The sequence below is a fragment of the Gleimia coleocanis DSM 15436 genome (assembly GCF_000159015.1).
GTDB lineage: Bacteria > Actinomycetota > Actinomycetes > Actinomycetales > Actinomycetaceae > Gleimia > Gleimia coleocanis.
Map to the genome: position 1 here is coordinate 1 of NZ_DS999543.1, position 20,745 is coordinate 20,745.

Annotated in this window: 22 protein-coding genes; 10 read left to right on the top strand and 12 right to left on the bottom strand. The window is 49.4% G+C overall.

The genetic code is table 11. The features are described 5' to 3' along the window. A partial coding sequence (locus HMPREF0044_RS01915) for a hypothetical protein (RefSeq protein WP_006546409.1) occupies window positions 1–859 on the top strand: 859 nt, incomplete at its 5' end. 183 nt (window positions 860–1,042) lie between these two features. On the opposite strand, the gene HMPREF0044_RS01920 is transcribed toward HMPREF0044_RS01915, so the two are convergent. Further along, a complete protein-coding gene (locus tag HMPREF0044_RS01920) occupies window positions 1,043–1,678 on the bottom strand; it encodes a hypothetical protein (RefSeq protein ID WP_006546410.1) in 636 nt (211 codons plus the stop codon). A 112-nt stretch (window positions 1,679–1,790) separates the two neighbouring features. On the opposite strand from HMPREF0044_RS01920, the gene typA reads away from it, so the two are divergent. Then, window positions 1,791–3,731, top strand: coding sequence for a translational GTPase TypA (typA, locus tag HMPREF0044_RS01925; RefSeq protein WP_006546411.1), 1,941 nt, complete (start codon window positions 1,791–1,793; stop codon window positions 3,729–3,731). 2 nt (window positions 3,732–3,733) lie between these two features. Beyond that, on the top strand, window positions 3,734–4,162 hold the full coding sequence (locus HMPREF0044_RS01930) for a DUF2871 family protein (RefSeq protein WP_141553813.1): 429 nt from the start codon (window positions 3,734–3,736) through the stop codon (window positions 4,160–4,162). 97 nt (window positions 4,163–4,259) lie between these two features. Here the strand turns inward: HMPREF0044_RS01930 and HMPREF0044_RS01935 are convergent, their stop codons facing one another. After that, a complete protein-coding gene (locus HMPREF0044_RS01935; protein ID WP_006546413.1) occupies window positions 4,260–4,550 on the bottom strand; it encodes a putative acetyltransferase in 291 nt (96 codons plus the stop codon). Between the two features lie 92 nt (window positions 4,551–4,642). Between HMPREF0044_RS01935 and fdxA the strand changes: the two genes are divergently transcribed. Both fdxA and HMPREF0044_RS01945 read left to right on the top strand, forming a co-directional pair. Beyond that, on the top strand, window positions 4,643–4,966 hold the full coding sequence (fdxA, locus tag HMPREF0044_RS01940; protein WP_006546414.1) for a ferredoxin: 324 nt from the start codon (window positions 4,643–4,645) through the stop codon (window positions 4,964–4,966). A gap of 128 nt (window positions 4,967–5,094) precedes the next feature. Next, window positions 5,095–6,912: a glycoside hydrolase family 13 protein gene (locus HMPREF0044_RS01945; RefSeq protein ID WP_040312723.1), complete on the top strand. Its 1,818-nt coding sequence runs from the start codon at window positions 5,095–5,097 to the stop codon at window positions 6,910–6,912. Between the two features lie 3 nt (window positions 6,913–6,915). Here the strand turns inward: HMPREF0044_RS01945 and HMPREF0044_RS08340 are convergent, their stop codons facing one another. From HMPREF0044_RS08340 to HMPREF0044_RS01960, 4 genes are all read right to left on the bottom strand, one after another. Further along, window positions 6,916–7,041, bottom strand: a complete 126-nt coding sequence (locus tag HMPREF0044_RS08340; protein ID WP_006546416.1) for a hypothetical protein — start codon at window positions 7,039–7,041, stop codon at window positions 6,916–6,918. Between the two features lie 63 nt (window positions 7,042–7,104). Next, the gene (locus HMPREF0044_RS01950) at window positions 7,105–7,725 is read right to left on the bottom strand and encodes a hypothetical protein (protein WP_158027155.1); all 621 of its coding nucleotides are present in this window, start codon (window positions 7,723–7,725) and stop codon (window positions 7,105–7,107) included. Between the two features lie 228 nt (window positions 7,726–7,953). Next, a complete protein-coding gene (locus HMPREF0044_RS01955; RefSeq protein WP_006546418.1) occupies window positions 7,954–8,742 on the bottom strand; it encodes a Maf family protein in 789 nt (262 codons plus the stop codon). Window positions 8,743–8,746: 4 nt separating this feature from the next. Continuing rightward, a complete protein-coding gene (locus tag HMPREF0044_RS01960; RefSeq protein WP_006546419.1) occupies window positions 8,747–10,504 on the bottom strand; it encodes a DUF885 domain-containing protein in 1,758 nt (585 codons plus the stop codon). A 304-nt stretch (window positions 10,505–10,808) separates the two neighbouring features. Between HMPREF0044_RS01960 and HMPREF0044_RS01965 the strand changes: the two genes are divergently transcribed. The 4 genes from HMPREF0044_RS01965 (at window position 10,809) to HMPREF0044_RS01980 (ending at window position 14,273) form a co-directional block, all read left to right on the top strand. Beyond that, the gene (locus HMPREF0044_RS01965) at window positions 10,809–11,090 is read left to right on the top strand and encodes an HU family DNA-binding protein (protein ID WP_040312807.1); all 282 of its coding nucleotides are present in this window, start codon (window positions 10,809–10,811) and stop codon (window positions 11,088–11,090) included. Between the two features lie 226 nt (window positions 11,091–11,316). Then, window positions 11,317–12,087 (top strand): glucosamine-6-phosphate deaminase, encoded by a 771-nt coding sequence (gene nagB / locus HMPREF0044_RS01970; RefSeq protein ID WP_006546421.1) that lies wholly within the window; start codon window positions 11,317–11,319, stop codon window positions 12,085–12,087. 55 nt (window positions 12,088–12,142) lie between these two features. Further along, window positions 12,143–12,475: a DUF3039 domain-containing protein gene (locus HMPREF0044_RS01975; RefSeq protein WP_006546422.1), complete on the top strand. Its 333-nt coding sequence runs from the start codon at window positions 12,143–12,145 to the stop codon at window positions 12,473–12,475. Next, a complete protein-coding gene (locus HMPREF0044_RS01980; RefSeq protein ID WP_040312725.1) occupies window positions 12,468–14,273 on the top strand; it encodes a DEAD/DEAH box helicase in 1,806 nt (601 codons plus the stop codon). Before HMPREF0044_RS01975 ends, HMPREF0044_RS01980 begins: the two co-directional genes overlap by 8 nt. Window positions 14,274–14,470: 197 nt before the next feature. Here HMPREF0044_RS01980 and disA read toward each other — a convergent pair whose 3' ends face one another. The 4 genes from disA to HMPREF0044_RS02000 are packed head-to-tail and all read right to left on the bottom strand — an operon-like array spanning window position 14,471 to window position 19,189. After that, entirely contained in the window at window positions 14,471–15,541 is a 1,071-nt protein-coding gene (gene disA / locus HMPREF0044_RS01985; RefSeq protein ID WP_006546424.1) for a DNA integrity scanning diadenylate cyclase DisA, read from the bottom strand. Between the two features lie 43 nt (window positions 15,542–15,584). Continuing rightward, window positions 15,585–16,970: a DNA repair protein RadA gene (radA, locus tag HMPREF0044_RS01990; protein WP_006546425.1), complete on the bottom strand. Its 1,386-nt coding sequence runs from the start codon at window positions 16,968–16,970 to the stop codon at window positions 15,585–15,587. 39 nt (window positions 16,971–17,009) lie between these two features. Then, window positions 17,010–17,681: a potassium channel family protein gene (locus HMPREF0044_RS01995; RefSeq protein WP_006546426.1), complete on the bottom strand. Its 672-nt coding sequence runs from the start codon at window positions 17,679–17,681 to the stop codon at window positions 17,010–17,012. Between the two features lie 29 nt (window positions 17,682–17,710). Next, window positions 17,711–19,189 (bottom strand): TrkH family potassium uptake protein, encoded by a 1,479-nt coding sequence (locus tag HMPREF0044_RS02000; protein WP_006546427.1) that lies wholly within the window; start codon window positions 19,187–19,189, stop codon window positions 17,711–17,713. Window positions 19,190–19,419: 230 nt separating this feature from the next. On the opposite strand from HMPREF0044_RS02000, the gene HMPREF0044_RS08055 reads away from it, so the two are divergent. Continuing rightward, a complete protein-coding gene (locus tag HMPREF0044_RS08055; protein WP_003792170.1) occupies window positions 19,420–19,518 on the top strand; it encodes a 30S ribosomal protein bS22 in 99 nt (32 codons plus the stop codon). A gap of 130 nt (window positions 19,519–19,648) precedes the next feature. On the opposite strand, the gene HMPREF0044_RS02005 is transcribed toward HMPREF0044_RS08055, so the two are convergent. Together HMPREF0044_RS02005 and HMPREF0044_RS02010 are read right to left on the bottom strand one after the other, a co-directional pair. Continuing rightward, window positions 19,649–20,314 carry a histidine phosphatase family protein gene (locus HMPREF0044_RS02005; protein WP_006546428.1) on the bottom strand — a complete coding sequence of 222 codons (666 nt, stop codon included), beginning with the start codon at window positions 20,312–20,314 and terminating at the stop codon, window positions 19,649–19,651. Next, on the bottom strand, window positions 20,280–20,708 hold the full coding sequence (locus HMPREF0044_RS02010) for a PLD nuclease N-terminal domain-containing protein (RefSeq protein ID WP_006546429.1): 429 nt from the start codon (window positions 20,706–20,708) through the stop codon (window positions 20,280–20,282). The genes HMPREF0044_RS02005 and HMPREF0044_RS02010 overlap by 35 nt, the downstream gene beginning before the upstream one ends. Between the last annotated feature and the right edge of the window lie 37 nt (window positions 20,709–20,745).

Sequence of the window (20,745 nt, forward strand, 5' to 3'; positions counted from 1 at the left end):
GACCCCAACCGGTGAAACTGTAACCACTGTAGGTAATCTGAATGAAGATCAGGAAGGTACTCCTACCTTTACTAACGGATTCCCTGACCGGACCCCGTTGGTACCGTCTTCTGAAAACCCAGTTAAGTTGATTGATCCTGAAACTGGTGATCCTACTGATAAGACTGAAATTCCTGCATTGGAAAATGGCGAGCCAGTAGGTACTTATAAGATTAATCCAGAAACTGGTAAGGTTACTTTCACTCCTAATCAGGATTACGCTGGCACTCCAGATCCAGCGGAAGTAGTGCTGAAGGATAAGAATGGTACCCCAGCTTACGGTAAGTACATTCCGACGGTGATCCCTCCTAAACCAACTGGTGATCGTGTTACTACAACGGATGAAGTAAATAAGGTTCAGAAGGGTACTCCAACCTTCATGAATGGTAACGGTACTCCACAGGTACCATCCGCTGAAAACCCAGCCAAGTTTATTGATCCTGAAACTGGTGATCCTACTGACAAGACTGAAATTCCAGCTCTTAAAGATGGCGAACCAGTGGGTACTTATCAGATTAATCCACTGACCGGTGAAGTTACTTTCACTCCTAAGAAGGACTTCGTGGGTACTCCAGATAAGGTTGAAGTTCAGATTCTGGATAAGTGGAAGAACCCAGTTCGTAGTGAGTACCAGCCGACAGTAACTCCGAAGAAACCAGTTAAACCAAATACTGTTGTGCCTATGAAGCCAGCAGATCCAGTGAAGCCTAAATTGGCAAATACTGGTGTGAACGGTGTGCTTAACATTAGCGTAATCGCTTTGCTTATGGCAGCTGTCGGAACCTTAGCGGTTGCTACGCGACGTCGTGAAACTAAGTGACTTAGCGACTAGCTGAAAACCAGTTTTGGGGGAGTCTTTGGCTCCCCCAAAACTTTTGTCAAGATTGGAATAGGGTATTCAAGTAGCGTGGGGGTTACTTAAAGTCGCGTTAATGCCTTGCCTGCTGTAGTGTTAAAAAGTTTGTGGGGTGCTTCTAAGAAGCACCCCACAAAGATTTGAACCTTAAAATATCCATAGAGTTAGATTTAGAATAACTAAACCAGCTAGAACTCCAATATGGTGCCACATATAAGAAACGGTTACGGAATCTTTCGGTAGTTGTGAACTCTTACTGTTGGAAGCGGATTTTTCTGGGGATGCGTTCTGATTAGTGGTAGGTAACGCATCGTAATCATTATGTAGTTGTTTCCAATCATTTAGTAGCTCAACTGCCTGTTGTGTGTGTAAATGTAAGGAAACAGAGGGTTTAGAAAAATCAATATGTGGTACTGGATCAACATCTGGGTTACGCAGTTCGCGTAGGCGATTTTTTGGTTGTGCAGCTGAGAGACGAAAATCTCCCGCAGTGGTTTCTAAAATTAAACCTAGGTTTGCTTTAGCTCTTAGAAACTCATTCCAAGGGATTCGTACGCGACGCCACACGTTAAAAGCTACGATTACGTTTTCCGTGACTACCAGTAATGGTGCCCACCACATCATGTAAATAATCCATAGGATTAAGCTAATCGCGGGTAAAGCACTGAAACCAATCCATCCGTCGACGTAAATAAACTGACCGGCAGCTAAGATACCTAGAATCAGTAAAATTATGAAACCAAATCGGGAAAAAGCGGAATAGATTTTCAAAGTTGGATGCATGGTTATAAGTATAGCGGGGAAATACGTGGTGAATTTCGCATGAATCCAACTATTCTTGAGATAGTTTAGGGGACTATTCTTATTAAGTTAAGAAATATAGGTCTGGAGTAGTATGCCTCAACGTAATGATATTCGAAACGTCGCAATCGTAGCCCATGTTGACCATGGTAAAACCACGTTGGTGGATGCCATGCTGTGGCAGTCTGGAGTGTTTGCGGATCACGATACTGTAGAAAAACGCGGTGAACGTGTGATGGATTCTGGTGACTTGGAACGTGAAAAAGGCATTACGATTCTGGCGAAGAATACTGCTGTTCATTACCGTGGGCCGTCGGCTCAGAAGTTGGGTCTGGCGGATGGAATTACGATCAACGTGATTGATACTCCGGGGCACGCTGACTTCGGTGGTGAAGTTGAGCGTGGCTTATCAATGGTGGATGGCGTGTTGTTGCTGGTGGATGCAGCTGAAGGTCCGCTTCCGCAGACTCGTTTCGTTCTCCGTAAGGCTTTGCACGCGAAACTGCCGGTAGTGGTAGTTGTTAATAAGGTAGACCGTCCTGACCAGCGTATTGAGGAAGTCGTTTCTGAAACCACTGATTTGTTGCTTTCTTTAGCTGAGGATTTGGTTAATGAGGGCGTAGATGTTGATCTTGACGCTATGTTGGATGTTCCGGTTATTTATGCGTCCGCGAAGTTGGGTAAGTCTTCTTTGGAATGTCCACCTTTTGGTGAGGTTCCGACTGAGAATCTGGAGCCTTTATTTGAAACCCTGCTGACTCGTATTCCTGGCCCATCTTATGAAGAAGGTGCGCCGTTGCAGGCTCATGTGACTAACCTGGATGCTTCTCCATTCTTGGGTCGTATCGCTTTGCTGCGTATTCATAATGGTGAGATTCGTAAGGGGCAGACTGTGGCGTGGTCTCGCCATGATGGACAGCTGTCTAATGTGCGGATTACTGAGCTGCTGGTTACTGAGGGGCTGGAACGTGTTCCAGCTGAAGTTGCTCACGCGGGTGATATTGTGGCGGTTGCGGGTATCCCTGATATTACTATCGGTGAAAGTTTGGTAGACGTTGATGACCCTCGTCCGTTGCCATTGATTACTGTTGATGACCCAGCGATTTCCATGACTATTGGTATTAACACTTCGCCTATGGCTGGTCGTGTGCGTGGTTCTAAGGTTACTGCCCGTCAGGTGAAGGACCGTTTGGATCGTGAATTAATTGGTAACGTGTCTTTGCGGGTTCTGCCTACTGAACGCCCAGATGCTTGGGAAGTTCAAGGGCGTGGCGAGTTAGCATTGGCTATTTTGGTTGAACAGATGCGTCGTGAAGGTTTTGAATTGACTGTGGGTAAGCCACAGGTGGTTACTAAGGATATTGACGGCGTAAAGTGTGAACCGATGGAAAAACTTACCGTTGATGTTCCAGAGGATTATTTAGGTCAGGTAACTCAGTTGTTGGCTGCTCGTAAGGGGCGTATGGATTCCATGACTAATCATGGTACTGGCTGGGTGCGTCTTGAGTTCACTGTGCCAGCGCGTGGTTTGATTGGTTTCCGTTCTAAGTTCCTCACGGAAACTCGTGGTACTGGTATTGCTTCTTCTTTGGCCGCCGGCTACGAACCTTGGCAGGGTCAGATTGTTTCTCGTACTACTGGTTCTTTGGTGGCTGACCGTCCAGGTCCAGCTACTCCGTATGCGATGATTAATTTGCAGGAGCGTGGTTCTTTCATCGTGGAAGCTGGCTCTGAGGTTTACGAAGGTCAGATTGTGGGTGAGAACCCACGTAATGAGGATATGGACGTTAACCTTACGCGTGAAAAGAAGCAGACTAATATGCGTGCATCTTCTGCGGATAACTTTGAAGGTTTGATTCCTCCTCGTAAGCTGACTTTGGAAGAATCTTTAGAGTTTGCGGCTGATGATGAGTGTGTTGAGGTTACTCCGGAAGCAATCCGTATTCGTAAGAATATTTTGTCTGCGCAGGAACGTTTTAAGATTGCTGCTAGGGCGCGTCGCGAGGCAAAAGCTGCGGCGATGGGATGGAGCTAATTATGAAAGATTTTGGTTCTGCAACTAAACTTTTCGCATATTTGGCGTTAGGTTATATGGTAGCTGGTTTAGTTTCTGGTGTTGTGTATCGTGAACTGACTCGTGGTGTGGAACTTGCTGGCAAGATTCAGCTGTCTACTGTGCATACCCACATTCTGGTGTTGGGGATGGTGATGAGCTTGCTATTTTTGGTTCTTGAAGCACTTTTTCACTTGAATGAACAGAAGCTTTTTAAAGCGTTCGTGTGGGTTTATAATCTGGGTGTTGTGGGTGCTTCTACTCTCATGGTGGTTACGGGTTTGCGTGAACTGTGGGGCCTGGGCGAACACCCAGCTATTTCTGGTGTTGCTGGCTTATTCCATATTGCTTTGACAGTTGGTTTTGTATTGTTCTTTGTAGTTTTGTTGAAGTCTTTGAAGTTGAGCAAGTGATTTAAGAATATTTTTGAAAAGTCCCGCTGGCTGTTGTGCTGGCGGGACTTTTCTTTTCTCGAGGACGGTGCGCAATCCGCCCTCGAAAATAAATAATCTATTGTGCGGGAGTGCCCGGGTAGTGTAAGGGAAAAGGGGACTCGGGCACAAGCTTGCCGGTTACCATTGTTTCTGCCAGAACTTTCACTACACCGCGCCGAGTATTGACGACCACGTAGTCAGGTTCTACTTCCAGTAAGTGTCCTAAAGCATCATGGCGACCATCTGCCAGACGATAGCGAACTACTACTCGCTGTCCCACCTGCCACTGCATCCACGGTAGTTTTGCCGTGGTCTGCGTATCAGAATTATCAGAGGTTGCGTTCCCAAGTGTAGTTTCAGTGCTCATAGTGGGATAATAGTAGAGAATATTGCAAGGCGCTAACTGAACCTGTCTAAGCAGGTCAGAAAGCGCAGAAGAAAACTCTCAGGAGACTTGAAATGACTTACGTTATCGCGCAACCATGTGTCGATGTTAAAGACCGCGCCTGCGTCGACGAATGCCCAGTCGACTGTATTTACGAAGGCCAGCGTTCCCTATATATCCACCCAGAAGAATGCGTGGACTGTGGCGCTTGTGAACCAGTTTGCCCAACTGAAGCAATCTTCTATGAGGACGACCTGCCAGAAGAATGGTCTGACTACTATCGTGCGAACGTTGACTTCTTTAAAGAAATCGGTTCCCCAGGTGGTGCGCAGCGCACTGGCGTGTTGGAACACGATGATGAAATGATCGCGGCCCTGCCACCGCAGAACCAAGACTGAGCTGAAATCCCCTCTGGATAGTCCGGAGGGGATTAACTTTGCAGTTTGGGGTAAGGCTTTTAAAGAAACCTACTTTCCAAACGAGATAACTATTTAGTTTAAGCCCTAAAACAGTTATCCTAATCCTCATGAGAACCTTCTACCACGATCCATCCACAATGTACGCGGATACCTCCGCCAGTGCAGAAACCAACACCATTAAAGTTCAGCTGCGGGCAATTAACCCTCGACCTGTGCAGACCGTGGCAGTACGTATCCTAGATGATGCTGAGCCTAAACACATTGAAGCTCGCCCCATCACCAAACCAAACACCGTGGCAGGAGAATACTGGTGGGAAGCAGAAATCCCCGTAGTGGGACTTACCCAGCACTATCGTTGGCATATCGGCTTCACCGATAAAACCACTCTATGGTTGAATGCTTTGGGAGAATTTAAACGTACCGCGCCAGACCACGCGGATTTTAAAATACAGGTCGGCGGAACCGTACCCCAATGGTATTCCCAAGCACGTATCTACCAGATTTTTATTGACCGCTTTGCCCGTAGACAAACACTGTCTACCCAGAACCTACCACAGTGGTCAACTGGCTGGATTTCTGACAATATTAGCGAATTCGCAGAAGGACCTGGCCAACGTAACCTCTATGGTGGTGACCTGTGGGGGATCATCGATAAACTCGACTACATTCAAGGACTCGGCTTCGATACTCTCTATCTCACGCCATTTTTTGAAGCCCGCACTAACCACCGTTACGACGCGCGGACTTTCTGGAGAGTTGATCCTTTCTTAGGTGGGGATGAAGCGTTAATAGCGTTGATTGAAGCCTGTCACGCTCGCGGCATGAAGTTTATTGGCGACTTGACTACTAATCACACGGGGTTGAGCCACGAGTGGTTTGAAAAGGCGTCCACCGATCCTACCTCCATAGAACGTGACTTCTATTATTGGGATGAAAACGGAGATTACGCGTGCTGGTTGGGTGTGAAAAACCTGCCGAAACTGAACTACAACAGTGCTGAGTTGCGTCGCCGTATGTTCGGGGAAAGTGGGGTAGTGCGACGCTATTTAGAGCCTCCGTTTAATATGGATGGCTGGCGCATTGACGTGGCTAATATGACGGGACGCTATCAGCATGACAATCTTTATCCTGAAGTTTCGTTGCTAACGCGCCAGGCGGTAGAGGCTGCGGATCCAGCTGGGCAGAAGGTTTTGATTGCAGAGCACTGTCATGATTTTGGTCCGGATATTAAGGGTAATACGTGGCAGGGAGCTATGAATTACGCTGGGTTTACGCGACCTTTTTGGGACTGGTTATGTCCAGAAACTGTAGTTCCGCGTTTCTTAGGAACCTTAGCGGATTTACATTCGTTACCTGGTTCTGAAGTGGTAGATACGATTGATGCTTTTGGGGCGGAAACTACCTGGCAAGTACGGCAGGCTTCTTATAACTTGGTTTCTTCACATGATACGCCGCGTATTTTTGATACTTTGGTGGGTCCGTATGGGGCTTTTGTAGGCTTGGCGGCGGCTTATACGTTGCCGGGCGTTCCAATGGTACTTTACGGCGAGGAACTGCTGTTACCTAGTGTGAATGGCGATAACTGTCGTGTGCCGATGCCGTGGGATGAGGCTTTTGCAGGTGCAACGGATTTGGCAGATTGGTTGCGTTCGTTAGCAGCCTTGCGTTTTCTGCCTGCTGTTACCGAGGGCGGTCTGCGCTGGGTTTACGTATCTGACGATGTTATCGTTTTTGCGCGTGAAACGGCATCACAACGACTTTTGGTAGGTTTATGCCGTGACATGACAGCTGGTGTTTCGGTTAATGACGAACTGCTGTCGTTTGGCAATCCTACGCAGGTACTGGCAGGTCAGGTGACTGTCGTAGCAGGGGAACTACAGCTGGAGTTTGCGAACGGGGTAGCGATTGCCCAGTGGGAACTGTAGTTGTTAGCGGTTGTTAGATAGGTGCTTGTAGAGGTAGTAGCCGCCAATAATGGCGGCTGTTACCATGCCACCTAAGATTAACATCCAAGCTAAGTCATAAAAGGGTGGGATTGTGAGTTCTGTTTCCATATCCTTATGCTAGGTGATTTTAGGTTTATCTGTTCTGGTTGCGCGGGAACTCGGATTAGCGCGTTAGCGGAACTGATTAAAGAATGCCTTACGTCGTTTATTGATTTTCACTAGCCAGACAATACCGACAATGGTGAGGATTAACCCAGCAATACCGAAAATAGTGCTTATCCCGAAGCCCACTAAGAGTCCTTTAACAGCACCGCCTATTAGTTCGCTTGTACTGACGTAGCGGAGTTCAAAATCAGCTGCGGACTCTGCGGGGTTGCAACGTAATGTGTATTCACCAGCAGGAACGTTATTCCCAACGAATGCTTCTGTCGCACTACCGTTTGTTTTCTGGTACTCAAGCGTAATCGTTTTTTCTGAAGCATCCAGCTGACATTCAGTGGGGACAACTTTAGCGTTTGGGGTAGAAACGATAAGAACCGTTTCGCGGTGCTGAACTGTAAGTGGCTCGCCAACTTCTACAGGGGCGGAAACGATAGGATTTGGGTTATCTGCTGATGGGGGATTGTAGATGTTAGTGAAAACTGACAGACCAGTGCTGACTGTTAGCACGATTGGGGTGATTACAAGCATAACTATTAAGCCCATAACCAAGGTGACGATAGCTCCTACTCGGCTAGGTGGTAGCTGGGAAGAAACAGGCATTTGTTGTGGGTACATTACGAGGCCTTTCACCAAATCTGACTGATGAGATAGTGGAATACCTTCAGTATATTTTTGGTGAGTTGGCGGTTATAGAGGTTGGCGTCTTAATCAGGGGATAATCAGGGGGGAGACTCAGGGAAACTCCCTAACGTGCGAACTGCGATTCGCGCGTTTTGTCTGCGTGGGAATCGCAACTCCGGCGTTTTGTCTACGTGGGAATCGTAACTCCCGTGTTTTCCTTGCGCGGGAACAAGCTTTTTAAACATCCACTTTATTCCATAAGGTAGGCCACTCAACTCCGAACTTCATAGTTAAAGAACGTAACAGTGGTAGAGAAATCCCAACCACTGAATGAGGATCGCCTTTAACTCCCCGGATAAACGGGCCTCCTAAACCATCAATAGTGAAAGCACCTGCTACAAACAAAGGTTCTTGCGTCGCAATATAAGAAATGATTTCAAAATCGTTTAGTTCCGTAAACTGAATATCAGTACTCTCAGCTTGAGATTCCAAACCAAGCTGGCGAAGCTCATAAGTCACCCCAGAATCAAGGGAAACTGGTATTACTTCTAGTAAGCTCATAGCATGCCCAGTGAACAGGCAAACCTTAGAGCCAGAAAGCTGCTTAATCCGCTGATACGCGACCTCTGGTGAATGAGGTTTTCCCACTAACTCACCAGCTACGTCTAACATTGAGTCACAGCCAACTACCAATACCCGAGTAGGCACAGGCATACCCTGAGAAAGAGCGAAGTCTACGACTTCTTCACCAGATAAATCACTAATCACGGCAGTAGCTTTAGCTGCGGCTAAAGCAGTGACTTTTGCTGGCGCGTCCTCGGCAGAAGAAATGTCCTCAAACTGCGCTAAAATAGCGTCCTCGTTCACGTCAGAAACGCGAATCATAGGTTCAATGCCAGCGCGACGCAAAGTGCCCGCACGTCCTGTAGACGCTGAAGCTAACAGCAAAACCGTTGTTGGCAACGGGCGCGTAAAAACTGCCGGACCAGAATCAGAACCCGCTTCGCCGGGACGCAACCAGCTCACAAAATCACTCTCCAGTTAAAGCTAAATGTAGAACTTCCAGTGGCAAGCCACCCAAAAGTAGTGCCATATCGTGAAATTCTTTCAAAGATTTTTCAGGATAAGCTGTGGTGAAAGCATCACGGATTTCTTCCCACTGTTTCTGACCCACTTTGTAAGAGGAAGCTTGGCCTGGCCAACCCAAGTAACGAGTAACTTCAAATACTAAGAAACCATGAGACATAGCGACGTTATTATTCATAAACGCCCACATGTGGTTACGATCCCACTCATCTTCCGCAGTATCAGTATCACCCAAGTCAACGAACGGGCTGTTTGCTAAAGACTCCTCATAAGTTTCACGAGTAATACCAACAGATTCCAGGTATTCCCAGCCTGGTAGTTGCTTCTTAGTGTGTACACCGATGTCCACAATCACACGAGCCGCGCGCAGACGCTGTGCGTCCAACATTCCCATGCGATCAGCAGGATCTTGCATGTAACCAAGCTTATCCATTAAGTCTTCCGCGTACAGGGCCCAGCCTTCTCCGTGGCCAGAGTACCAGCAGAAGTTGCGACGCCAAGAGTTCAGCTGTTCCTTAGCGGAAGTCGCTAAAGAAACCTGCATGTGGTGGCCTGGCATACCCTCATGGTAAACCGTGGTTTTTTCCTGCCACGTGTGGAAGATTTCCTGATCTGGCGGGCAAGCCCACCACATGCGACCTGGGCGCGAAAAATCGTCAGAAGGCCCCGTGTAGTAGATACCACCAGACCCAGTGGTAGAAATCATGCATTCTAACGCACGCATTTGAGGTTTCACAGTGAAGTGTACGTCAGCCAGGTCATTCATCGCTTGGTCAGAGGTTTCCTGCATCCACTTCTTCAGGCCGTCAGTCCCATAAACCTGGTACTTAGGGTCATCATCCAGACGTTTCATAGCTTCGAATACGCTGGTGCCTGCACCGAAGAGTTCCTCGGCAATCGCTACCTGCTGAGCGTGAATGCGCGCCAGTTCCTGTTTCGCCCACTCATAGGTGGCGTCAGTATCGATGGTTGCACCCAAGAAAGAGCGGGAAGCACGCACGTAGCGTTCCTTACCTACACGGTCATCGTTTACAGCCAGCGGAGCTAATTCCGCATCAAACCAGGCTTTGAATGCTTTCGCAGCGTTGGTGGCGGCTTCGGTTGCGGCGTCCAGCTTCGCAGAGTCAGCGTTTTCCGAGGTCGCCCATTCACGGTAATCGTCGCGCATCCGCGCAAAAGGATTAGCGTCAGCAACAGTTGAAGCTAAATCTTCACTAGCTGCACGAGCCTGTACCCGAGTAGGGAGCAAACCAAGTTCCATACCAGCTTCTAAAGCAGCCTGGTAAGAAGCGTAAGCAGTGGGAACAGCTTCTAAACGGTAGAGTACATCCTGCCAGTCATCTGCAGTGGCGGTAGGCATCAGGTCGAAACCATCGCGGATTTCTTGCACAGGGCTGGCGATATTATTCAAATTGCCTAAGTGGTCGTTATTTTCAAAGCCCTCAATATTTTGTTCTAAAGAGAACAGCAAGGCAGCTTTAGTAACTCGATCAACTTCGTCAGCTACTTCACAAGCCTCTACCAGGGCTTTAGTTTCCTTCGCTAACTGGTAGTACCGCTTAGCGCCCTCGGGAGAAAAATCATCAAAGCCAGCGATGCCGGCGCGTAAACCCAAAGCAATCCGCATTCCCGGGCTGAACTCAGTAACTTTCGCTACGTAGTCTTCAGCGATTTTATCCAAAGCAGTCATTTCACGACTCATTTGGTTTTCCTTTCATTGAAAATGACAACTATTAAGAGGATAACCTAAACCCAGAAAATCACCCTGGAAAAGACTAAAACAACCCAAACGTAGGTAAAAAACCACCAAAAATGTGAAAAATATGGAGAAAATTGTGTTTTTTGTCCTTAAAAGCTGAAATTTCGCGGAAAACACTCTATTCTGTTTTCTGAAGATAATCAGATACGAACTGCTGAACAATGTTTGCTTTGAAAGCAACAAAAGTTTAGTAGGGAAGTTGATCATCGATCACCCCTAAGGAAGTTTTAAAAGGAAGGGTATGGATATGTCCGTAAACCGCACTCAGCTCGTAGCAGCAATCGCTGACAAGGCAAATATCACCAAGGTGCAGGCAGACGCAGCACTCGTAGCATTCCAGGAAGTACTGACCGAATCCCTGGCAGCTGGCGAAACCGTTAAGGTTACCGGCCTGTTCTCCGTAGAACGCGTAGAACGCGCAGCACGTACCGGTCGTAACCCACAGACCGGCGAACAGATTCAGATCCCAGCTGGCTTCGGCGTAAAGATCTCCGCTGGCTCCACCCTGAAGAAGGCTGTTGCTAAGTGAATCTAAAGTTCAACTGAACTTTATAAAGACTTAATAGTTGTCCCCCGAGCAAATGAACTGCTCGGGGGACAACTATTTTCAAAACTCATATCGGAAAGCGAGTTCGCATATGTAGAAATGCCGGGAGCATTCTGCAGAATAAAACAGTTTGGATAACCGCCCTCGAAAAAACCTATAATAGTTACTGGAAATCACATTCCTAGCCAACGATGATTGAGGAGATCCCATGCGTATCGCGATTCTTCCAGACGACGCCACCATCGGCAAAGTAGCTGCTGACCTGATTGAAGAACTCTACCGCGAAAAGCCAAACGCGGTCCTGGGCCTGGCAACCGGCTCATCCCCACTGTCGATCTACCGCGAACTGATTGAACGCCACCAGGCAGGCAAACTCAGCTTCAAAGAAGGCAAAGCCTTCATGCTGGACGAATACGTAGGCATCGCAGCCGACCACCCAGAACGCTACCGCAACGTTATCCACACCGAAATCGCCTCTCACGTTGACTTCCCAGAAGGCTGCGTAAACGGCCCAGACGGTAACGCTGAAGACCTCCACGCAGCTTGCGCCGCATACGACCAGTCCATCAAGGACGCTGGCGGCGTTGACCTGCAGATCCTGGGCATTGGCTCTGACGGTCACATTGCATTCAACGAACCAGGCGAATCCCTAACTTGCCGCACCCACGTAGGCGTACTCACCGAACAGACTCGCCGCGACAACGCTCGTTTCTTTGACGGTGACATTGACCAGGTTCCAACCCACTGCGTAACCCAGGGTCTGGGCACTATCATGGACGCCCGCCGTCTGGTACTGGTAGCACAAGGTAAGGGCAAAGCACGTGCTATTAAGGAACTAGTAGAAGGCGCAGTTTCCGCTAAGTGGCCTGCAACTATCATGCAGATGCACCAGGATGCTTGGGTGCTGGTAGATGAAGAAGCAGCTTCCGAACTGGAACTATCTGACTACTACCGTGAAGTGTGGGAAAAGTCCCGCTGATATAAATCATAGTTTTCAACTAGGGAAGCGGCGGACAAAGTCTTAAACTGGAACTATGGAAACCACATTCGACGCCACCTCGCAGTTAGCATCGTCCGACCCGGGCGATCCAGCAACTTCGACTTCAACTTCCGTACTGGAACGTACGGAAACCCGTGAGGAACCGTCAGATGGTGACCGTGACCGGTTTGCGCACTTTGTCCGCCGTGACCGTGTTGATCGCTCTATCATCTCTGGACAGCCAGTAGTAGCCCTCTGTGGCAAAATCTGGGTGCCACTACGGGACCCAGGAAAATACCCGGTTTGTCCAAAATGTCTAGCAATTAAGGATGAGATGGGTAAACTTGGCCCGAACTGGCCGTACTCCAGTGGAGGCGACGATGCTTGAGGGGCTTAACCCTCAGCAACCTTCCGCTAAAAATCCGCAGCAGGCATCAGCTTTTGCCGCTTCCCAACTTTCACCAGCCTTTCCTGCTCGCGCAGCGTGGGGTACTGCGGGCTCTTTGCGTGCCTGGCAGGCGGAAGCTCTTGCTAAATACTTAAACTCTGGTGCCACCGACTTCCTCACCGTGGCGACCCCCGGCGCAGGTAAAACAACTTTCGCACTTCGTGTTGCCGTGGAACTTATGGGGCAAGGAATCGTTAAAAAAGTGACGATCGTTTGCCCAACCGAACATTTGAAATCCCAGTGGGCTGAAGCTGCAGGGCGCGTTGGCATCCAAATCGACCCAGCTTTTTCAAATTCCCAAGGGCGGGCAGGCGCACACTTTGACGGGGTAGCTGTCACTTACGCGCAGGTTGCCTCAAATCCAGCTGTGCACGCCACCCGTACTCGCGCCTACCCAACCTTGGTAATTCTCGATGAAGTACACCATGCGGGGGACGCGCTTTCCTGGGGTGACGGTGTAGAACAAGCTTTTGGACATGCTGTGCGACGCCTCTGCCTCACGGGTACCCCATTCCGTTCAGATACCGCGAAAATTCCATTCGTCACTTACGCTGAGGACGCAGATGGCATCATGCGCTCGCGGGCTGATTACACTTATGGTTATGCGGAAGCCTTGAAAGATGGGGTTGTGCGTCCGGTAATGTTCATGTCTTATTCTGGGCAGATGCATTGGCGTACGCGCGCAGGAGACGAAGTCACTGCCCGCCTGGGTGAGCCACTTACAAAAGACATGATGAAGCAAGCGTGGCGTACGGCGCTTGATCCTAAAGGGGAGTGGATTGCTGCTGTGCTAGCTGCCGCAGATCAGCGTCTTTCCGAAGTACGTCGTACGATTCATGACGCGGGTGGTTTGGTGATTGCAACCGATCAGAATGCTGCGAGAGCTTACGCCCGTCACCTGCGAATGATTACTGGCGATATGCCGACTATCGTTATTTCTGACGACGATGACGCGTCAGCGAAGATTGACGAGTTTAGTCGGGGGGATTCTCGCTGGATGGTGGCTGTCCGCATGGTTTCTGAGGGCGTTGACGTGCCACGCTTATCAGTGGGCGTGTATGCGACGAATACTTCCACCCCGCTTTTCTTTGCCCAGGCTGTAGGGCGTTTTGTACGTGTCCGCAAACGCGGTGAAACGGCTTCCGTGTTTATTCCATCAGTGATGGATTTGCTGGAACTGGCAGAACAAATGGAAGTTCAACGTGACCATGCTCTGAACCTGCCAAAGGAAGAAATGGCAGAGGAAGAGGTTTTGATTCGCGAGGCGAATAAGACAGAGCAGGCTTCCGCTGAGCTATTACCAGGCTTTGAAGCGTTGGGGGCGCAAGCAGAGTTTAACGGCGTGCTTTTTAACGGGGCTTCTTTTGGCGAGGGCGCCGATGTAGGCTCAGTTGAAGAGCAAGAGTACTTAGGTATTCCGGGGCTTTTAGAGCCAGAGCAGGTAACGACTTTGCTGCGGGCACGCCATGCTGAGCAGGCGAAAACTCGAAAGCGAGAAGCTGCGGCAGCTTCACTTCGTGCTGAGAACGCCGGTGTGCCATTGCACCGTCAGCGAGCTGCTAAACGTAAAGAACTATCGTCTTTAGTAGGCACCTGGTCACGTCGCTCTAATCAGTCACATGCAGCCATCCACGCGGAGTTGCGACGCATTTGTGGGGGGCCGGAAGTACCGCAGGCAACTGTAGAAGAAATCGAAGCGCGCATTGCTTTGCTGCGTAAGTGGTTTGTCGGGAAGTAGATTCGTCTTCGACAAACCTCATATGGGAAAGCGAGTTCGCATATGAGGTTTTGGTTTAATTTTCCATAAAGTCATACGGCAACTAACGTTCGCATATGAGTTTTGTGCCTCGACGTTTAAAAGAAAAGCAGGGGCGAACCAGCCACCCCTGCCTTCCTCAACTAGTAGTTCTAATTTTGCTGCTTAAACAAAACTACTTACCAGCCCACAGATTCTGGAGACGCAGCCAAATGCTGACGCTGCAGGGAATCCCGAATAATTGAGGCACGGTAAGGACCAACACCTTCAATACGCTGTAAGTCTTCAATGGACAAGTCGCGCAACTGAGCTAACGTGCTCCACTGGTTTGAAATTGCTTCAATAATCGACCAAGGTAGGCGCGGAACCATCGAAAGAACACGAATACCACGTGGAGCAATAGTGCGGTCCAAATCGGAAGAATCCACAATCGGATGACCCACAATCGCCGAAATGCTTCCCAGATTCACCAGCGATTCACCGTCCAAGTCAGACAGTGCCTTTTCCGCCTGTTCTAAATGATCAGCAGAACGAATGTAATCGCGGATTACTAGCGCGCGTTCAGAAGCCGCACCACGTGCGAGGTCATCCAGCTGAAGGGCAATCAATCGACCTTCGGAACCCAGTTCTTCCAAGTAGCCTGAGATTTCAGAATGAATGCGGCGAATCATTTCCATACGCTGCAATGTGGTGGCTACTTCACGCAAAGTTACAGAATCACGCTGTTCCAAAATAGTGAGGGTAGAGAGGTCCTCATCCAAACGTTGGGTGTAGCGTTCCAACGTATCCAACGCCAAGTTCGCACGAGAAAGCAATGCTTCAGGTTCAATCAGAGTCTTACGCAAGTCACCTACGAAAACAGTAATCACACGCATGGACGCGGAAACGGTGATAACTGGCTGACCAGTCTGGCGTGCAGTACGTTCCGCAGTACGGTGACGCATACCGGATTCAGAAGTATGAATCGAAGAATCCGGTAAAAGCTGCACGTTAGCGTGCGTAATATGCTTGTGGTCGGCAGAGATAACGACCGCGCCATCCATTTTCGCAAGCTCACGCAAGCGAGCGCCGGTTAGCTCCACATCCAGAGAGAAACCGCCTGAACATAGAGATTGGATTGCCTCGGTGTTTCCAAGCACAATCAAAGCACCCGTGTGGCCACGCTGAATGCGTTCCAAACCATCACGAAGTTCGGTGCCAGGGGCCAGCGCAATCAAAGCGCTTCGCATCATCTCTGCATCAAGGCTCATTGAGGTCCTCACTCAAAGAAAAGAAACATATATTCCTAATCTACTACTTTTTTGCAGGCTGTAACCCGAGGCGCGCAGCCGCACTTAAGTCCGCTACCGGATAAATATGAATACCCTTCACCGGAGTTAAAGAATCTGCCCCGGCATCTGGCACTAAAGCCACTTTAAATCCCAGCCGGGCTGCCTCTGCTAAGCGTCGTTGAACACCCACAGTAGCGCGAATTTCACCAGTTAAACCAATCTCGCCGAAAGCCACTAAACCAGGCTTAACTGGGCGGTCCGCCGCCGCAGACATAATCGCCAACGCAGTAGCTAGGTCAGCAGCAGGTTCTGAAGTCTTTGCTCCACCCACAGTAGAAACATAGACGTCAGTAGAAGAAGTATCCACTCCTAAACGCGCCTGCATAACCGCTAACATCATGGCTACACGTGAATGATCAATGCCGGAAGTAGTGCGCCGCGGAGAACCAGCGTTAGTAACTGCCACTAAAGCTTGAACTTCCGTAGGCATCGGGCGGCGCCCCTCTAAAGTCACTGTCACACAAGTGCCCGGAGTATCCGCAGAAGCAGGAGAAAGGAACAAGCCGGAAGGATCCGGTAAACCCACAATCCCCGTGTCATTCAAATCAAAACAACCCACTTCATCAGTTGGACCATAACGATTCTTAACCGCACGCAGCAGTCGCAAACGCGCATGTCGATCACCCTCAAACTGGCACACCACATCCACTAGATGCTCTAAAACACGCGGGCCAGCAATACCGCCATCCTTCGTCACATGCCCAACTAAAATAACCGGCAGATTACGAGATTTAACAGCTGCAATCAGCTTAGAAGTAACCGCCCTAACTTGAGTAACACCACCGGCAGCACCCTCAGTATCAGAAGAAAAAACCGTCTGAATCGAATCCAAAATCAACAGGGAAGGATTCTGATGCTCAATGTGGCCAATAATCGTCTCTAAATGCGCTTCCGCCGCCAAAAGTAAATGATTATGCAGCGCCCCAATGCGTTCGGCGCGAAGTTTAATCTGCGAAGCAGACTCCTCGCCCGAAATATAAAGCACCGGACCCGCACCGGAAGCTAAAGCATCCGCAGCTGCGCGGGACGCCACATCCAACAGCAAAGTAGACTTACCGACGCCAGGTTCGCCCGCTAACAGTACCACCGCGCCGGGGACAATGCCACCCCCTAAAACCCGGTCAAGCTCAGACACACCCGTCGAACGAGCCCGCGCTACCTCAGCATTAACCTGCGAAATCGGTTCTGCCGCAGTACGCGGAGCAATAGCCTGTGGGGCAGTGGAAACAGCTGCCGCAGCGCCCTCGGAAATAGAACCCCACGCACCACAATCGCGACACTGACCTACCCACTTAAGGGTTTGCCAACCACACTCAGAACAAAAATACTCAGTCTTAATCTTTGCCATGAAAACAGAATAAACTAAGGCACTGACAACAAAAATAAACTAAGGACGATTCGCAAAATACTCCAGCAACGCACCGTCGCCAGAAACAATAATGATATCTTCCTTATCAATCCGCGTATCCGCAGTTGCGTAAGCAAAACCCATACCAGGCTTCAAAATACCCAACACGTTTACACCATAACGCGCCCGAATATCCGACTCCTCCAAAGTGAAACCCTGGAACTCTTTCGGCGGACGCATCTTCATAATCGCGAAACCCTGCTTATCCATTTCAATGTAGTCAAGCATACGGCCAGAAACCAAGTGCGCCGTACGCTGACCCGCATCGAACTCTGGATAAACCACGTGATGAGCGCCAATACGACGCAAAATACGACCATGCTCACGCGACGTTGCCTTCGCCCAAATTGAAGGCATTCCTAAGTCCACCAAGTTAGCTGTAATCAACACAGACGCTTCCAAAGAAGACCCTACAGAAACCACAGCAGCAGAGAAATCACGCGCACCCAACTGCTCTAACGCCTCGGCATTAGAAGCATCAGCCTCAACCAAAGGAATACGCCCAGTGAACTGCTGAATCTTACCTGGATCCTTCTCTACCGCTAAAGTTTCTCGACCCAAACGGTCCAAAGTGGATGCCACTGCAGAACCAAACCGACCCAGGCCAATAACCAGCGTGCCAGAAGATGATTGCCAATCAGAATCCGCCATTATTCCCCCTAAACCTAACTACCCTAATCTTAGCCAACAATCGGTGACTCTTTAGGTAGACGAATCACGCGGCGACGTGAACGCAATGCCAACGCTGCAGCGAACGTCATCGTACCCACGCGACCTAAGAACATTAACAACGTCAACAAATACTTACCACCATCCGGAAGAAGTGGAGTAATCCCGGTGGATAAACCAACGGTGCCGAAAGCAGAAATAGTTTCCACCAGCACCTGGTCCAAAGAAAACGGCGTAATCAGCAACAGAATGAAAGTTGCTGTAGAAACAATGAAAGCACCAATTAGCGTAACCGCCACGGCAACTCGCACCGTCGAAGGTGGAATACGTCGCCCGAATACTTCAATATCGCGATCGCCTCGCGCTTCAGCTAAAACTGCTAACGCCAGAATTGCAAAAGTAGTAACTTTCATACCACCCGCGGTAGATGCAGAGCCACCACCAATGAACATGAAAATATCTTGAATAAACCAAGTGCCGCGCGTCATCTCACCCATGTCAATAATGGAAATGCCGGAAGTACGTGAGTTAGCGCCCGCTAATAGGGAATGCATGACGCGGTCAAAAACTGAAAGTTGCCCGTAAGTACGTTTATTCTGCCACTCTGACGCTGCTACTAGGATCACGTTAATTACATAGAGAGCAAAGTAGGTGACGACTGTGAGTTTTGTGTGCAGGGTTAAACGGGTGGGGGTGCGCCAGTTTTTAGATAAATCCTGCATTACTGGGAAGCCGATTGCCCCCATGAAAGTGCCCAGAATAATTGGGGTAATCATCCACGGGTCGGATACGAAGGGTGTTAAGCCTTCTGGCATGACGATGAAACCAGCATTGTTGAAAATGGCAATCGCCATAAAAAGTGCGTACCACACGGAGTGAGAGAAGTCGTTTTCGAGGGTTAGGAAGCGGGGGAGTAACACCAGGAAAAGGATGAAATCTGCAGTGAGGGCGGTGACTACAACCGCTTTTAGTAGGGAGCCGATTTGGCCGAGGGAGGAAGTTTTGGTTTCTGAAGCAGCTAGCAGACGCTGGGTGAGTCCCAGGTGGTGGGAGACCGCAAGCCCCAGGGCGGATGCGAGGGTCATGACGCCCAGGCCACCAATGGAAATGCCAATGGCGATAACGACTTGGCCAAAGACTGACCAGTAGCTTGCAGTGTCTACGGTTACTAAGCCGGTTACGCAAACTGCGGAAGTGGCGGTGAAGAGGACATCGACGAAGGGAGCGCGTTGGCCGCTTTGGGTGGCAATGGGCAGACTGAGCAGGGCAGAGATGATCGCGATAATCATGGCGAAGATGACGACGGCGACGCGCGCTGGGTAGGTACGGGCGAAGTAGTCGGCGCGTTGGCGGATTTTGGCGATTAGGGAGTTGTCTGTCCGAGGGCGGTGGGTAGCGCTTACAGTGGGGTCTGTGGATCTTAGCGGGGGCAGAGTGTCAGGACGGAACACAGCGGTTTGGCTGCGTTGAAAAGGAAGATTGAGCTTCACTTGTACGTCCTTTGTTTGGTTTCTGCTTTATGCTTGGAATTGGTAATTATGGCGCTTATCTAATGTTACTTACTAAAGTTTGAACTCAGCTACCTTTTATATCACTTAGTACGTTAAAATAGTTTACGGCGCAGTTTCGTACTGCTAAATTTTGACAAACTATGCCTTGAGTTTATAAAGTGCATAGTTGGCTGGTAATTGTCCAGGAAGCATCGTTAAGGAGGGGCAAAATGGGCTCCGTTATTAAGAAGCGTCGCAAGCGTATGGCGAAGAAGAAGCACCGTAAGTTGCTTCGTAAGACTCGTCACCAGCGTCGTAACAAGAAGTGATTAAAAGCCCCGCAATGCGGGGCTTTTAACTTTATCCATACTGTTTTTAAAATACGCGAACGTGGGTTCGGACGCAGAGAAAACGCGCGAACTAAGATTCGCGCGTTTTAAAGATTAGAGACACAGAAGCTTACTGAGGTAACTGAGCCGCCGAAGTCCCCGGAACCATATCAGCAGCCTTAGATAACAAATGCCCCGCAGGTTCCCAGTAATAGCAACCCACTAACGTATCATCTTCAAAAATCAGTGAAGTTACCGAAGCTAAAGAACACTCACGCTGGAACGGCAAGTGAGCTAAAGACCAGCCCTCAACCCAAGAACGTACCGTCCAAATCGGCAACTGGTGGGACACTAGCAGTGCTTCACGTCCCTTAGCTACCTCTAAAGTATCAGCAATTACTGCGCTCATACGCTTCACAATCTGCGTATAAGGTTCACCCCAAGAAGGGGCAAACGGATTACGGTAACGCGCCCAATTAGACGGGTAGGCTAACTGCCAGCGGTTAGCTGCAATATCAGCGCCCTCGAAAAGATTCCCCGCTTCCACTAAACGAGAATCCGCCGTCACCGGCAAATCAAATGCCAGCGCGGTAGGTAAAGCAGTCTGCTGTGCGCGCAAAAGTGGGGAAGCCACCACCAGTGCCAAATCATGTTCGCCCGCAACAAAAGCGTTAGCGGCAGCACTTGCCATTTCCTGCCCCAGAGAGCTTAAACGAAAGCCAGGTTTACGACCGTAAAGAACTTTATCGGGATTATAAACCTCACCGTGACGCATCAGATGAATCGTTGTTTTCATCTTCATCTCCTTCCGGGGTAGTAGGGGCAGCAGAATCAGCTTCCGCAGACTTTGCTTTACGCTGCTGGTAGATTTCTTTCTCAAGTTTCCACAGGAATTCTGGATCATCATCAGGAGCTACCTGCTGCGGAGCAGAATCAGCGCCAGCTCTACCACGTTTAAAGAACTCACCGATAGAGATCCCCGACTCGTCAGCCATCTGCACCCGTGAAATCACCAGCCACGCGATACCACCCAGTGGAAAGAAAAGCAGTGCAATGAAAATCCAAAAGACCTTTGGAATGCGTCCCGGAAACTCACCGCTGGGGAAACGCTCAGACTTAGATAACGCAATATCTGCAACCGCGTAAATAGTTATCGCAATGCCTACGATAAGAAAAAGTACTCTAGCCATTCCAGATCCTCACCAACAACTCAGACGCACAAGCGTC